The 15,239-nt window shown below is 67.3% G+C and carries 12 protein-coding genes; 7 read left to right on the top strand and 5 right to left on the bottom strand.

From position 1 onward, the window contains the following. Positions 1–429: 429 nt before the first annotated feature. Both AC3FNH_RS17695 and AC3FNH_RS17690 read right to left on the bottom strand, forming a co-directional pair. A complete protein-coding gene (locus tag AC3FNH_RS17695) occupies positions 430–2,010 on the bottom strand; it encodes a fatty acid--CoA ligase (RefSeq protein ID WP_488721008.1) in 1,581 nt (526 codons plus the stop codon). 83 nt (positions 2,011–2,093) lie between these two features. Then, complete coding sequence (locus AC3FNH_RS17690; RefSeq protein ID WP_276103128.1) at positions 2,094–2,879, bottom strand: SDR family NAD(P)-dependent oxidoreductase; 786 nt, start codon at positions 2,877–2,879, stop codon at positions 2,094–2,096. A 286-nt stretch (positions 2,880–3,165) separates the two neighbouring features. Between AC3FNH_RS17690 and AC3FNH_RS17685 the strand changes: the two genes are divergently transcribed. The 3 genes from AC3FNH_RS17685 (at position 3,166) to AC3FNH_RS17675 (ending at position 7,048) form a co-directional block, all read left to right on the top strand. Then, positions 3,166–5,466, top strand: coding sequence for a mechanosensitive ion channel family protein (locus AC3FNH_RS17685; protein ID WP_276103127.1), 2,301 nt, complete (start codon positions 3,166–3,168; stop codon positions 5,464–5,466). Positions 5,467–5,677: 211 nt separating this feature from the next. After that, the gene (locus AC3FNH_RS17680; RefSeq protein ID WP_488721007.1) at positions 5,678–5,818 is read left to right on the top strand and encodes a hypothetical protein; all 141 of its coding nucleotides are present in this window, start codon (positions 5,678–5,680) and stop codon (positions 5,816–5,818) included. Positions 5,819–5,863: 45 nt separating this feature from the next. Then, complete coding sequence (locus AC3FNH_RS17675) at positions 5,864–7,048, top strand: helix-turn-helix transcriptional regulator (RefSeq protein WP_488721006.1); 1,185 nt, start codon at positions 5,864–5,866, stop codon at positions 7,046–7,048. A gap of 63 nt (positions 7,049–7,111) precedes the next feature. Here the strand turns inward: AC3FNH_RS17675 and AC3FNH_RS17670 are convergent, their stop codons facing one another. Continuing rightward, complete coding sequence (locus AC3FNH_RS17670; protein WP_488721005.1) at positions 7,112–8,011, bottom strand: LysR family transcriptional regulator; 900 nt, start codon at positions 8,009–8,011, stop codon at positions 7,112–7,114. A 103-nt stretch (positions 8,012–8,114) separates the two neighbouring features. On the opposite strand from AC3FNH_RS17670, the gene AC3FNH_RS17665 reads away from it, so the two are divergent. The 4 genes from AC3FNH_RS17665 to AC3FNH_RS17650 all read left to right on the top strand — a co-directional run bounded on the left by AC3FNH_RS17665 (position 8,115) and on the right by AC3FNH_RS17650 (position 12,262). Further along, the gene (locus AC3FNH_RS17665; RefSeq protein WP_488721004.1) at positions 8,115–9,347 is read left to right on the top strand and encodes a CaiB/BaiF CoA transferase family protein; all 1,233 of its coding nucleotides are present in this window, start codon (positions 8,115–8,117) and stop codon (positions 9,345–9,347) included. After that, on the top strand, positions 9,344–9,811 hold the full coding sequence (locus tag AC3FNH_RS17660; protein ID WP_488721003.1) for a MaoC family dehydratase: 468 nt from the start codon (positions 9,344–9,346) through the stop codon (positions 9,809–9,811). The genes AC3FNH_RS17665 and AC3FNH_RS17660 overlap by 4 nt, the downstream gene beginning before the upstream one ends. 255 nt (positions 9,812–10,066) lie before the next feature. Continuing rightward, positions 10,067–11,227 (top strand): acyl-CoA dehydrogenase family protein, encoded by a 1,161-nt coding sequence (locus AC3FNH_RS17655; protein ID WP_488721002.1) that lies wholly within the window; start codon positions 10,067–10,069, stop codon positions 11,225–11,227. 42 nt (positions 11,228–11,269) lie between these two features. Further along, positions 11,270–12,262, top strand: coding sequence for an acyl-CoA dehydrogenase family protein (locus AC3FNH_RS17650; protein ID WP_488721001.1), 993 nt, complete (start codon positions 11,270–11,272; stop codon positions 12,260–12,262). Between the two features lie 66 nt (positions 12,263–12,328). On the opposite strand, the gene AC3FNH_RS17645 is transcribed toward AC3FNH_RS17650, so the two are convergent. Both AC3FNH_RS17645 and AC3FNH_RS17640 read right to left on the bottom strand, forming a co-directional pair. Further along, entirely contained in the window at positions 12,329–13,882 is a 1,554-nt protein-coding gene (locus tag AC3FNH_RS17645; RefSeq protein WP_488721000.1) for a SpoVR family protein, read from the bottom strand. A 76-nt stretch (positions 13,883–13,958) separates the two neighbouring features. After that, a complete protein-coding gene (locus AC3FNH_RS17640; RefSeq protein WP_276103117.1) occupies positions 13,959–15,221 on the bottom strand; it encodes a YeaH/YhbH family protein in 1,263 nt (420 codons plus the stop codon). Between the last annotated feature and the right edge of the window lie 18 nt (positions 15,222–15,239).

Genomic DNA, 15,239 nt, shown 5'->3' with positions numbered 1-15,239 from the left:
TTTGTGGTTGGGATTGGGGTTATCGTGCTTGGCAGGCGCTGCTGTTTCGCCGGCGTAGCCGGCGACTTACTCTTTTGTCCGAGCGACAAAAGAGTAAGCAGAAAAGCGCGTCGCCTGGCGGCTGGCCATCAACGAGGCGCTCCTTGTTTTCAAGCGGCTTTGGTCTCGCGAGACGTGGTTGCCCGTTCGGGCCTGCTACGCATAGTGATTCAGAACCAGTGCCTCCGATAACCGGCTTGTGTACGATCCCCATGTAGGGCTCGGGTACAGCGTTCCAATAGCGTCAGCGGTGGGACGCCTACGGCTGCGCTGCGCGCGCGTCCTAGTCGGTTTGCGCGGGGCATCATCGTCGCCAGTGCCGACGGTTCGGTTTCTCTGCTTCGCTGCGGCGCGGTTTGCCTGCGGCCTGGGTGCTCAACGACCGGACAATCAGTTGACCTGCCGCCCCATGCCTTCCCAGAACGGCTCGCGCAGCTTGCGGCGCAGCAGCTTGCCCGACGGGTTGCGCGGCAGGGCTTCGACGAAATCGATGCTCTTCGGCACCTTGAACCCGGCCAGCCGCTGCCGTGTCCAGCTGATGATGCTGTCCAGGTCCGCGCCCTGCCCCGGCTTGAGCACTACGATGGCCTTGACCGCCTCGCCCCATTTTTCGTCGGGCACGCCGATCACGGCGACATCCGCCACGATCGGGTGGCCGTAGATGGCGCTCTCCACCTCGGCGGGATAGACGTTTTCGCCACCGCTGATGATCATGTCCTTGACTCGGTCATGGATGTAGAGATACCCCTGCGCATCCAGGTAGCCCGCATCGCCGGTACGCAGCCAGCCGTCGGCGTCGATCGTGCGCGCGGTCTCCTCGGGCTGCTTCCAGTAGCCGGACATATTGTGGGCGGAGCGGATCACCACTTCGCCCACTTCTCCAGATGCCAGTTCGCGCCCTTCGTAATCCACCACCTTCAGCTGCACGCCCGGCAGCGGCTTGCCGGCCGCACGCATGCGCGGCACTTCCTCGATGGTGTGGTCTTCCGGCGGCAGCGCCACCACCGTGCCGGTGGTTTCCGTCATGCCGTACTGCTGCACGAAGCCGCAGCCGAAGACCTCGATGCCCTCGCGCAGCAGCGCCGCCGGAATCGGCGCCGCGCCGTACAGCAGATACTTCAGGCGCGAATAGTCCACCGCGCGCGCACGCGGATCGCGCAGCACGATCTGCATCGCGGCCGGCACCATGAACAGCTTGCTGATGCGCTCGTGCTCGATGAAGTCGAGCACCGCGCGCGGATCGAACTCCCTGGCCACCACGCCCTTGGCGCCCGACAGCAGGTTGCGCAGGCCCCAGCCGGAGCCGCCGATATGCGCGACCGGCATCGCCACCAGCGAGATATCGTCCGCCGTCCAGTGCGACCAGGGAATCGACTCGCGCTCGCTGACCTCGGTGCCGATGGTCAGGTTGCGATGGGTCAGCATGGCGCCCTTGGGCCGCCCGGTGGTACCCGAGGTGTAGAGCTGCAGCACGACGTCATGCGTATCGGGCTGGTGATCGGGCAGTGTGGCCGGATGCGCGTCGCGCCAGTCCGTATAGAGCGGCCAGTCGGCATGGCTTCCGGCCTCCATGGCAACCACCTGCCGCACCATCGGCAATGCGGGCAGCAAACCCTGCACCATCGCCGCGGACTCCGGCCCCACCAGCAGCAGTACGGCATCGCTGTGGCCGACGATGAATTCCACCTCGGGCGGTGCCAGCCGCCAGCTTGCCGGCGTCATGACCGCGCCCATCTTTGCGGCACCGATCCAGGCCTCGAAATAGTGGTCGCAGTTCTTGCCGATGTAGCCGATATGGTCGCCGGCACGCACGCCGGCGGCGAGCAGCGCCTGCGCGACGCGGCTGGTGTTGCGCTCGAACTCGGCATAGGTGGTGTGCCGGCCTTCGAACGAGTAGGCCACCGCGTCGGGCCTGAGGCTGGCAAAGTGGCGCACGGCCCGAGGCAGCGTGGCCAGGTAGCTGAAATCCATCGACGTCTCCCCCTTTATGTAGTGACGGCCCGGCCCGGCCAGGCCGGGCCGCAGCGGTCATCTGCGGAATCCGTGTTGCGGGATCAGCGCGGTGCCATGCGGATGGCGCCGTCCAGGCGCACCGATTCGCCATTGAAATAGCCATTGCGGCACATCTCCACCGCGAGCGAGGCGAACTCTTCCGGCTGGCCCAGGCGCTTGGGGAACGGCACCGACGCGCCCAGCGCGGCCTTGACGTTCTCGGGCGCGCCCTGCAGCAGCGGCGTATTGAAGATGCCCGGCAGGATGGTGTTGACGCGGACGCCTTCGCCGGACAGGTCGCGCGCGATCGGCAGCGTCATGCCGACCACGCCGGCCTTCGATGCCGAATAGGACGCCTGGCCAATCTGGCCGTCCTGCGCCGCCACCGATGCCGTGCTGATGATCACGCCGCGATCGCCGCTGGCGGTGGGGTCCAGCGTCAGCATGCCGGCGGCCGAGCGCGAGATGCAGCGGAAGGTCCCGATCAGGTTGATCTGGATGATGCGTTCGAATGCGTCAGTCGGGAAGAACTTGATCTGCGACGGGTCTTCCTTCGAGCGCGAGGCGGTCTTGATTGCATTACCGGTGCCGGCGCAATTGACCAGGATGCGTTCCTGGCCGATGGCGGCGCGCGCCTTGGCGAAGCCGGCCTCGACTTCGGATTCGGAAGTCACGTTGACCTGGCAGAACACGCCGCCTAGTTCGCGTGCCAGCGCTTCGCCCTTCTCGGCGTTGAGGTCGAACAGCGCCACGCGCACGCCCTGCGCCGCCAGCGCGCGGGCGGTCGCCGCGCCCAGGCCCGAGGCGCCGCCGGTCACGATGGCCGATACCGATGCATTGAGTTCCATTACCGTCTTCCTTCCATCTTGGTTTTGCCGGGTCATTGCCGCCCACGCGACAGGCCCGATGCTGGTGTCAGAAACCGGCGCCGCTGGAGCGCCGGAGCGGGTTCGAGATTCGTGGATCGGGCCCTGACACGCATCGTCGGAAGCGACGAATGCACCGATACGCCACTTTCCCGGCCCTCGAGGCCGAACAACACCACTGTCGGGGGCTCGACTTCGAGACCGCGGTGGGACCAATGCGCTACAGTGTCGCGCATGGAAGGCTTGACCGCGACGGCCCCCGGATCCCATGCGCCCTCTTCTCCCTGAAGCCCCTGGCTGCGCGCGCCGGCTTGCCTGGCTGCTACTGACCGCGCTGCTGCTGACGCTGCTGCCCCGCGCGCCCGCCGGCGCGGCGCCGGCAAACCCGCTGGTTGCCGCGATACAGCACGGCGATGCCAAGGCCGCGCCGGCCAGCGTCCCGCTGACCGAGTCGCTCGACCAGGTGATCGGCACCTTGCAGGACGATACGCAGCGCAAGGCCCTGCTCGAGCAACTGCGGGCGCTGCGCAGCGGGCTGACCGCCTCGGCGTCGGCGCCGGTTGCGCCGGCCTCGTCGCCGGGGCTGATCGGCGCCGTGGCCCAGGCACTCGATGAAGTCGATACGCAACTGCGCACGGACCACGGCCCCTGGCACTACTGGCGCTGGCGCTCGCAATTCGCCGCCGAGGAATGGCATGCCGCCGCGACGCTCAACGGCACGCGCCCGGCACTGGACTCGCTGCGCGAGTTCGTCATCGTCATCGGTGGCTGGGCGCTGTGCGGCTGGGTCTTGTGGGAGATCGGCCACCGGATCCGGGTACGGCGCCGCAAGCATGCCGAAAGCGCCGTGGCGCTGTTGCGCAAGCCGCGCAGCGGGCTGCCTGACGTGCCGTCGTGGATGGATGTCGGCATCTATATGTTGCGGCGCATCGGACCGTGGGTGGCGGCATTCGGGCTTACGGTTCTGCTTGCCTACCGGCACTTCTCGCAAGCGCCGGCGAGCGTCGCTGCCGTGATGGTGGCCCACGCCATCGTCGCCGGTGCGATCGCGGCCGCGGCCTGCCAGGTCATCTTCGCGCTGTTCCGCACCGCGCACCGGCGGCTTGCGGTGCACCAGTTGCTGACGCGCTCGCCGTGGCTGCTGTTCTGCACCGGTGCTCTCGCCGCGCTGGGTAACAGCGCCACCGACAGCCGCATCACGTCCGTGCTCGGCAATAACCTCTGCGCCCTGCTTTCCACGGCGGCCAACGTCGCCGCGGCGATCCTGATCGGCGTGTTCGCGCTGCGCTTCCGGCGCCAGGTCGGCCAGCTCATCGCGCAGCGGCCGCTCGAGTTCCGCCAGTCGCATCCGGCCCTGACGGACCTGCTGCGCCTGGCCGGCCAGGCCTGGCACCTGCCCGTGCTGGCCGTGGTGGTGGCTTCCGTGATCGGCACCATACTGGCCACCGGCCATGCCGACGTCTTCCTGCGCCGCACGGTGGCCTCGGTGGCACTGTTTGTCATCGCGCTGCTGCTGACGCTGGTCGCCGGTCGCTCCCCGAAAGCGCGCGTTCGCGCGCCCCGCATCCGCGACCGGCGACGCTCCGCCTACCTGCAACGCTTCGGGCGCTTCGCCATGGCGCTGGTGCGCGTGGTGATCTGGGCCACCGTGGTCGAACTGGGCGCGCGTATCTGGGGAACCTCCGTGCTGCACCTGGTGGAAAGCTCGCCGGCGAGGCGGCACATCGCGGAGTCCCTGCTGAGCGTCACCGCCACGGTGCTGCTCGCATGGCTGACCTGGCTAGTGATCGATACGGCCATCACGCAGGCGCTGTCTCCCACGCATGGCCGTGCCGCCGCGCAGCCGAGCCTGCGTGCCAAGACCATCCTGCCGCTGGTGCGCAACGCGTCGTTCGTCGCGCTGCTGGTCATCGCCATGATGGTGGTGCTGGCCAACCTGGGGGTCAATGTCACGCCGCTGCTCGCGGGCGCCGGCGTGGTCGGCCTGGCGATCGGCTTCGGCGCGCAAAGCCTGGTCCAGGACCTGATCACCGGGCTCTTCATCGTGATCGAGGATTCGATCGCCATCGGCGACTCCATCGAACTGCCCGACCACGCCGGCGTGGTCGAAGCCATGACCATCCGCACCGTCAAGCTGCGCGACGGCAAGGGTGCCCTGCATACGCTGCCGTACAGCCAGATCAAGGCCGTGAAGAACCTGTCGCGCGGATATGGCTATGCCGTATTCAATATTTGCCTCGCCTACCAGAGCGACCTGGACCGCGCCCTGGACCTGATCCGGTCCACCGGCAGCCAGATCGCGCGCGATCACCGCTACACGCGCAAGCTGCTGTCCGGCCTGGAAATCCTGGGCCTCGACCGCTTCGACCCGGGCGGCCCGGTGGTGATGGCGCAGGTCAAGACCCGCCCGCTGATGCAGGCGGAGATCACCCGCGCGTTCAATGCGCTGCTCAAGCGGCAGTTCGACGCCAACGGCATCCGCCTGGCCTCGCCAAGCCTGACCATCCGGCTCGATGGCGGGACGGCCGGCACGGCAAGCGCAGAAGCCGTCATCTCGCGTTCGGAATGAGATGCGAGCATCACGCAGGAATGAATGCGCTGTCGCTTTTGCGAAACGCCACCGCCGCTCCGGCTTCAAAAAACCATTTCATACTCCGCGCGGCGCATTAACATCCCTGCGTGTTATGCAGGCGTCGACATATAGCCGTTCGGCCGGTCATTCCCGCTTCGCGGGAGTGTAGCCCCCAAAAATGGGGATAAAACCGACAGGATTGTTTGGCATGATTGTCGACATTCAGGCATGGACGATGCTTAGGGGCATACTGCATGCGGTGCCGTTGAGCCACGGCACCGCCGCCACGGCGCGCAACAGAACGCCCGGGCTGGGCATTGGCGGTACGGGTAAAGACAGCAGCCATTAGAAAATGGCGATCAGTAAAAGGCGTTTGCCACCGGGGGAACAGAATATGGGCGAACACCCGAGTGTCGACGAGGACTTTCATCGTCTGGTCGACTCTATCTATGAGTCCGCAATGGACGTGGCGGCCATGCCCGCCGCACTGGACCTTTTTTCCCGCTATACAGGCACAGGCAGCCCACGCTACCTGATCTGGGACAAGCTCGCCGGCCATGCCCGGCTCGGCGTGACCCCGCATGGATGTTTCACCAGCGGTATCGGCCTGCCAGACGGGGTCATTCCGCCGTCCGCCCCGGGCCAGCCGGCACATGCCGGAACGGCGCACGCCACGTCCGGCGCCGCGCTGGCCATGGAGGATGGTGGCGCAACCGCGGTTGACGTTGCCGTTGCCGCTGATGGCAGCGGACTGGAACAGGGCTTCCGGCTCGTCGACACCGCCGAGATCTGCGTGCTCATGAGTGGCACCCGTACCGGGCACGGCCGTCTCGACGGCACCGCGCGCGAGCGCCGCCTGGCCCATGTCATGCCGCACTGGGTCCGCGCCGCGCGCATGCAGCAGCGCAACTTCGAGCTGAGCGGACTGGCCTCGCTGGGGCTCGCCGGGCTCGACACGCTCGACTTCGGCGTGATGGTGCTGCAGGCGGATATGCGCGTGCGCTACGCCAATAGCTGGGCCGAGGCGCTGGTCCAGGCCGACAGCCACCTTGCGCTGGAACAGGGAGTGCTGCACGCGCGCGACGCCTCGCTGCAGGCGGTGCTGCAGCGGCTGCTGGAGGGTGCCGTGCGCGGCCGCGGCGCCGATGCCGCCGCGGGCTCATGGATGCACATCACGTCCGGCGGACAGCCCGTACCGATCATCGTGACGCCGCTGGTATCGCGCCAGCCGGTCGAAGGTCCCTGGCAACTGCCCGCCGCGATGATGCTGTTCGGCAATTCCGAATCGCGCTCGGTGCTCGATGCGGCGGTGCTGACCTCGCTGTTCGGCCTGTCGCGCAAGGAAAGCATCATCGCCATCCGGCTGGCGGCCGGCGAAACGCTCAATGAGATTGCCGAGCGGGAATTCCTTTCGCCGCATACCGTGCGGGTGCATATCCGGGATACGCTGCGCAAGACCGGCACGCACCGGCAGTCCGAGCTGGTGCGGCTGCTGCATTTGTTGCCCGGCGTGAACCTGATGCGGGCGCGGGCATGTCCGGCGGACCGGCCTCGGGGAAAGCAGGGCAAGAACGGGTAAGTCGACGGTATTGGCGGGCGCCGCGGATTCGCCGGCGCCCGCCAGGAACGACAAGGCCTCCCTTCATCCTTCACCTTCGACCGCCGCCAGCGCCGCCGCAAGAAACCTCTGCACCTGCCGGTCGGCATCATCGGCCCGCGCGGCCAGCGCAATGCCAATCCGCCCCGCCGGCCGCGGACTGGACAGCGGGAGGAACTTCACCCTGCGGTTCGCATAACGCGTGGCCACACTGGGCACCAGCGCCACGCCCAACCCGCTTTCCACCAGGCTCACGATGGTCTGCACCTGCACCGCTTCCTGCGTGACGCGCGGCACGAAGCCGGCCTGCTGGCACAGCATCATGGCGACGGCATGCAGGTTGGGCACCGCTGCCGCCCGATGCATGATGAACGGCTCGGCCGCCAGCGACTTCAACGGAATGGACTCCTCGCTGGCATGCGGGCTGTCCGCGGGCACCGCGGCAACGAAGACGTCGCTTTCCAGCGGCGTGAGCGTGTAGCCGCCGCTGCTCAGGATCGGGAAGCGGACCAGCCCGGCGTCGAGGCGGTGCTTCTCGAGCTGGTCGAGAATGGCAGCCGTGGTGGACTCCTGCAGCACCAGCTCGATGCCCGGGTGCGCGGCGCGGAACGCCGGAATCAGCTTTGGCAGCAGGGCATAGGTGGCGGAGCCGATAAAGCCGATGCGCAAGGCGCCACGCTCGCCCTGCGCGGCCGCCATGGCCGCCGCGCGTGCCTGCCCGGCATGGAACAGCGCGCGGCGTGCGTCCTGCAGCGCGGCCTCGCCGGCCTGCGTCAGCCTGACGCCGCGCGGCGTGCGCACGAACAGCGCGGTGCCAAGCTGCTCCTCGAGCTTGCGGATCGAGATCGACAGCGGCGGCTGCGCCATGTGCAGGCGCTCGGCCGCGCGGTGGAAGTTGCCCGTTTCGGCCAGGGCGACGAACTGCTGGAGCTGGCGCAGATCCATATCGATATTCCGCGAATATCAGTTTCTAAAAAAGTAATATTAGACCAGACAGGCACCCCTGATCTACGCTGTGCCCCACCGAACAAGATCCGGAGACAGACGCATGCTGCCGTTAGCAGGCATCCGCGTGATCGACCTTTCCACGGTCGTGATGGGCCCTTATGCCAGCCAGTGGCTGGCTGACTTTGGCGCAGAGGTCATCAAGGTCGAGCCGCCCGGGGGCGATTCCACACGCCGCACCGGCCCTGCCGCCGAAGCCGGCATGGCCGCCATTTTCCTGGGCGTGAACCGCAGCAAGAAGAGCGTCGTGCTGGACCTGAAACAGCCCGCCGCGCAGGCGGCGCTGGACCGCACGCTGGCCGGCGCGGACGTGCTGATGCATAGCATGCGCCCGCAAAAGCTGGCCGCGCTGGGCCTGGCGCCGGACGATGTGAAGGCACGCCATCCGCAACTGGTCTATGTCAGCCTGCTCGGCTTTGCCGGGGACGGTCCTTACGGCGGGCGCCCGGCCTACGACGACATCATCCAGGGTCTCTCCGGCAACGCCGCGCTGATGGCGGCGCAGACCGGCAGCAGCCGTTATTTCCCGACCATCGCGGCCGACAAGACCAGCGGACTGGTTGCGGCGATGTCGGTGTGCGCGGCGCTGGCCGGACGGGCCCGCGGCGACGGCAAGGGCGCCATGGTCGAGGTGCCGATGTTCGAGTCCATGGTCGCCTTCAACCTGGTCGAGCATTTCTATGGCCGGCATTTCGAGCCGCCACGCGGCGGCACCGGCTACCCGCGCGTGCTGGCCCCGCTGCGCCGGCCATACCAGAGCGCCGACGGCCATGTCTGCATGATGCCGTACACCGACGCCCACTGGCGCGACTTCTTCCGCGCCGCCGGCCGGCCAGAACTGGCCGCGGATGCGCGCTTCACCGATATCTCGGCCCGCACCGCCCATATCGAAACGCTGTACGAGATCACGGGCGAGATCGTGCGCGGGCACAGCACCGCGCACTGGCTGGAAGTCTGCGAAGCGCTGCAGATTCCCGTGGCCCGGATCAACGAACTCGATGACCTGCCCGACGATCCGCACCTGCGCGCCACCGGCTTCTTCGAACCAGTCGATGACCCCGCCATGGGCGCGCTGCGCTTTCCGGGCGCACCCGTGCGCTTCGACGGCGAGCGTGCGCCGATCAGCGTGCCGCCGCGCCTCGGCGAGCACACCGCTCGGTTGCTGGCGCAGGCCGGGCTGACGCAGCAGGACATCGACGGGCTCAGCGCCACGGGCGCCGCGTATTGCGCGCCGCAACCCGCGGGCCCCGGGGACAACACCAAGGAGACAGCATGATGCACAACCACTTGCCGCGCCTGGGCCAGGGCTTCTACTGGCAGGACCTGAAGGAAGGCCAGGCGTTCCGCACCTTCCGCCGCACCGTGACCGAGACCGACCTCGTCAACTTCATTTCGGTCACCGGCATGGTCGAGGCGATCTTCATCGAGGACGGCTACGACGGCAGCGCGATCGGCGGCCGCCCGGTCCCGGGCGCGCTGACCTACACGCTGATCGAAGGCTTCATCCTGCAGACCATGATCCAGGGCACCGGCCTGGCGATGCTGGAGCTGACGCAGCAGATCCTTGCCCCGGTGGTGGTCGGCGACACGATCTGGGCCACCGTCACGGTGACCGGCATCCGGCCGACGACGCGCAGCGGCCGCGCGGTAGTGGACTCGGCCATCGAAGTCTTCAACCAGCGCAACGAGACAGTCATGACGTATACGGCGCGCCGGCTGCTGGCCGGGCACGCGAACTGAAACCGCTGCGCCCACGAGATCGTGCGCAAGCTCAACGCCGCGACCTGAAGGCACTGGCCAACCCGGAAACGCGTGCAGCCCAGGGCGCACGCGCGGCTCGACACCCGAGGCCTACGCCAGCTACCTTTCGGCCGAGATGACGCGCTGGCGCAAGGTTGTCAAGGACTCCGGCGCCACGCTCGACTGACCCTGGCCGGCGCCGCAACCCGGCCCCGGCCTTCACGCCATCCGCCATCAAGCACCTGGATATTCAACGTGACCGCATTGCTCTCCACCTTCCAGCTCACCAGCCTGCCGCCGCACGCCACGGCGTTTCGCGAGCAGGTCCGGGCCTTCCTCGCCGAACACATGCCGGCGCTGCCGCCCGAAGTGCGGGCCCGCTCTTGGATGGGCTTCGACGCCGCCTTCAGTCGCGCGCTGGCCGCGCGCGGCTGGGTCGGCATCACCTTGCCGGCCGCACATGGCGGCGCCGGCCTGGACCCGTTCTCGCGCTTCGTGCTGGTGGAAGAACTGCTCGCCGCCGGCGCGCCCGTGTCCGCGCACTGGATCGCCGACCGCCAGAGCGGCCCGCTGATCCTGCGCTATGGCACCGAGGCGCAAAAGGCAAAGTACCTGTCCGCCATCTGCCGCGGCGACGCCTTCTTCTGTATCGGCATGAGCGAGCCGAACTCCGGCTCCGACCTTGCGAGCGTGGCCACGCGCGCGGTGCGGCAGCCGGACGGCTGCTGGCGCCTGAACGGCCGGAAGATCTGGGCGACGAACGCCAACCACTGCCACTACATGCTGGCGCTGGTGCGCACCTCGGGCACGCCGCAGGACCGGCAGACCGGGCTGTCGCAGGTCATCGTCGACCTCTGCGCACCCGGCGTCACGGTACGCCCGATCCAGGACCTGACCGGCGACGCGCATTTCTCCGAGGTCAGCTTCGAGGACGTGGTGCTGGCGCCGGACGCGCTGATCGGGCAGGAAGGCAGCGGCTGGGAACAGGTGAACGCCGAGCTGGCGTTCGAGCGCAGCGGCCCGGAGCGGCTGTATTCGAGCGTGGTGCTGCTCGACACCTGGCTGGCCGCGCTGCGGCGCCTGCCCGAAGGACGGCGCGACACCGTCACCGCCGGCCGGCTGGTCGGCCATCTTGCGGTGCTGCGCGCGATGTCGCTGGCCGTGACGGCACGCCTGGCCGCGGGGGAAAGCCCGGTAGTCGAAGCCGCACTGGTGAAGGACCTGGGCACGACCTTCGAGCAGTCGATCCCGGCACTCGTGGAAGCCGCGCTGGGCGACGAGCCGGCGCTGGCGGCCGACGGCGCGCTGTACCGCACGCTGGCCTACGTCACGCAGATCGCCCCGTCCTATTCGCTGCGCGGCGGCACCCGCGAGATCCTGCGCGGCATGATCGCGCGCGGCCTGGGGCTGCGCTGATGCGCCGAAGCACTGCACGCGTCCAACACTGAGTCCATCGCCATGCATAACACCTATTCCGACGCGCTCGACGCCCTGCTGCGCGATCAATGCCAACCCGCCGTCGTACGCGCCATCGAACAGGGCGCGGACCCGGCGCCGCTCTGGCAGGCGCTGCTGGACAGCGGCTTTGCCGACTGCCTGTTGCCTGAATCGGCTGGCGGCGCCGGCCTGTCCTTGTCCGACCTGGCGCCCGTGCTGTACGTGCTGGGCCGCCATGCCGTGCCATTGCCGCTCGCGCAGACGCTGTTCGCGCGGGCGCTGCTGCAAGCCCATGGCGTGGACGTGCCTGCCGAGCCCATTGCGCTGGCAAGCCCCGACGACGGCAGCCCGGCCACGCAGGTGGCCGATGCCCGCCACGCAGGCTGGTTCCTGGTGCAGTCCGGTACGCGCTGCGTGCTGCTGCCGGCGGCCGCGGCCGGCGCCGAGCCGACCGGGGCTCACGCCGACCTGACCATGCGCCTGCCGCGTTGCGACGGCAAGGCCGGCACGGCCTTCGAGCTGCCCGCCGGCACACTGCGCACCGTCGGCGCCTGCCTGCATGCCGCGCAGATGGCCGGCGCGCTGTCCCAGGTCATGGACATGACGCTGCAGTACGCCAATGACCGCCTGCAGTTCGGGCGGGCGATCGGCAAGTTCCAGGCCATCCAGCACCAGATCAGCGAGATGGCGGAGCATGTCGCCGCGTCGCGCCTGGCCGCGCAGATCGCCTGCGACAGCACGGGCAGCCGGCCCGACCCGATCCGCGCCGCCATCGGCAAGCTGCGCGCCAGCGACGCGGTCACGCCGGTGGCTGCCATCGCCCACGCGGTGCATGGCGCCATCGGCATCACCGAGGAATTCGACCTGCAGCTCTACACGCGGCGCCTGCATGCGTGGCGCGTGGCGGATGGCTCGGAGCGCTGGTGGAGCCGCGTGCTGGGCGAGCTGGTCTGTGCGGAGCCGTCGCGTGGCGCGGTGGAACTAGTGCGCGAGTGGTACGAGGCGGCAGCCTGACGCCCAAAATGAAACGGCGGCCCTGTCAGGGGCCGCCGCAATGCGCGCATTGAACGTGCCGCAGTCTCAGGCGGCCAGGCTCAGCCCGCCGCCCGGCACCTTGCGGTGGCGGCGTTCCGGCTTGCACTCGTACTTGAGCTCGCGCCGGCCATCCTCATAGGCCACTTCCAGCCGGACATTGAAGCCCCACAGGCGCGTCACATGGCGGATCACTTCGTCGAAGTTGTGCGACAGCGGCCGGCGGTCGCTCTGCTGGTGGCGCAGGGTGAGCGAGCGGTCGCCGCCCACATCGACGTTGGTGACCTGGATATTGGGCTCCATGCCGGAGAGGTCGTATTGCGATGCCAGCAGCTGCCGGATCATACGGTAGCCTTCGTCGTTATGGATGGCGGTCACGCGCAGCTTGTTCTCGCGGTCGTCGTCCAGCACCGAGAACAGCTTCAGTTCGCGGATCACGCGCGGCGACAGGAACTGCAGCAGGAAGCTCTCGTCCTTGAAGTTGCGCATGGCGAAGTCCAGCGTGGTGCGCCAGTCCGACCCGGCGATCTCCGGTGCCCAGAGGTAATCCTCCTCTTCCGGGTTCTCGCACATGCGGCGCAGGTCCTGGAACATGAGGAAGCCCAGCGTGTACGGGTTCAGGCCGCTGTAATACGGACTGTTGTATGGCGGCTGGTAGATCACGTTGGTGTGCGCCTGCAGCAGCTCCAGCATGAAGGCGTCGTTGACCAGCTTTTCCTCGTAGAGCTGGTGGATGATGGTGTAGTGCCAGAACGTGGCCCAGCCTTCGTTCATTACCTTGGTCTGGCGCTGCGGATAGAAGTACTGCGCGATCTTGCGCACGATGCGCACGATCTCGCGCTGCCACGGCGCCAGCTTGGGCGCGTTCTTCTCGATGAAGTACAGCAGGTTCTCCTGCGGCTCCGGCGGGAAGCTGGCTTCCGGCTCCATCGCGTCATCATCGGCCGCCAGGGCGTGGGGACGGTGCTTGGGCAGCGTGCGCCACAGGTCGTTGACCTGCATCTGCAGGTAGTTCTCGCGCTCGGCCTGGCGCGCCTGCTCTTCGTTGATGGAGAGCTTCTTGGGCCGCTTGTAGCGGTCGACGCCATAGTTCTGCAGCGCGTGGCAGGAATCGAGCAGCAGCTCCACCTCCTGCTCGCCGTAGCGCTGCTCGCACTCGGCCACGTAGTTCTTGGCGAACAGCAGGTAGTCGATGATGGCGTCCGCGTTGGTCCAGGTGCGGAACAGGTAGTTGCCCTTGAAGAACGAGTTGTGGCCGTAGCAGGCATGCGCAATCGTGAGCGCCTGCATCGGCAGCGTGTTCTCCTCCATCAGGTAGGCAATGCAGGGGTTGGAGTTGATCACGATCTCATAGGCCAGCCCCATGTGGCCGCGCTGGTAGCTGCGCTCCGAGGCCAGGAAGTGCTTGCCGTATGACCAGTGGCTGTACCCCACCGGCAGGCCTGCCGATGCATAGGCATCGAGCATCTGCTCGGCGGTGATGATCTCGATCTGGTTGGGATAGGTGTCCAGCCCGAACTCGCCGGCAATGCGCGCGATCTCGCGGTCATACCGTGTGATCAGCTCGAAGGTCCATTCCGAACCCGTGGAGAGATAAGCCATCTTCACCTCCGTCTGACGCAGGCCGTCCGCCCCCGCGCCGCGTTGCCACTGCCAAGGTCCTGCCCTGTCCGGCGCTTCAGGCCGCGCGCTTCTGGAACAGGTCGTGCAGCACCGGGTAGATTTCGTCCGCGCTGATGATGCGCTGCATCGCGAAGTGCTCGAACTGGCTCTTGACCGTCAGGTACTCTTCCCACAGATTCTGCGGTTCTTCGGAGGCCACTTCCACGTACGCGAAATACTGAACCAGCGGCAGGATCGCCTCGCGCAGCAGGCGGCCGCACAACTCGGAGTCGCCGGCCCAGTTGTCGCCGTCGGATGCCTGCGCGCAGTAGATGTTCCACTGGCTTGGCGGATAACGGTCGTGGATAACCTCGACCATCAGCTTCAGCGCGCTGGACACCACCGTACCACCGGACTCGCGCGAATGGAAGAAATCCTCCTCTTCCACTTCCTTGGCCACGGTGTGATGGCGGATGAACACGACGTCGATGCGCTCGTAATTGCGCTTCAGGAACAGGTACAGCAGCATGAAGAAGCGCTTGGCGAGATCCTTCCGGCTCTCGTCCATCGAACCGGACACGTCCATCAGGCAGAACATCACCGCCTGCGCCTGGGGCCGCTTCTTGAGCACGCGGTTGTTGTAGCGCAGGTCGAGCTTCTCGATGAATGGAACGCGGTCGATGCAGGCGCGCAGATGCCGCATTTCCTTCATCAGTTCGAGCGCCACTTCGCTGTATGGCCCCTCTTTGTCCAGCGCCTCGCTGTACTCCTTCTCCAGTTCGCGCAGGCGTTTCTGGTATGGGCTGGACAGCGCAATGCGCCGGCCGATCGAGCTGCGCATGGTGCGCAGGATCGACAGGTTGGAAGGCGTGCCGTCGATGGAGTAGCCGGCGCGCACCTTGCGGACTTCGGCGATCTTGGCCAGGTGGCGCTTGGCCATGTCCGGCAGCGCCATGTCCTCGAAGAAGAAATTCAGGAAATCCTCGCGCGACAGCGTGAAAACGAAATCATCCTCGCCCTCGCCGCTGTCGCTGGCGCGCGACCCGGTTCCGCCGCCGCCCTGCTGCTGGCGGTCGAATGAATCGCCCCGGACAAACTTCTTGTTGCCGGGATGGATCCATTCACGCCGCCCACCCGGGCCGTGGTGGAAGATCGGCTCGGAGATGTCCTTGACCGGAATGGACACCTGCCCGCTCTGCTCGATGTCCATGATCTTCCGGCCGGACACCGCCTTTGCGACCGCCTGGCGTATCTGCTCGCGATAGCGCTTGATAAAGCGCTGCTTATTGACGGCACTTTTGTTGCCGCCGTTCTCACGCCTGTCAATGACCGTGGCCATGTATTTGCCCTCGAAGAG

The organism is Cupriavidus sp. 22TCCZM01-5, from assembly GCF_057798915.1.
This window is presented reverse-complemented; position numbering and strand designations above follow the sequence as displayed.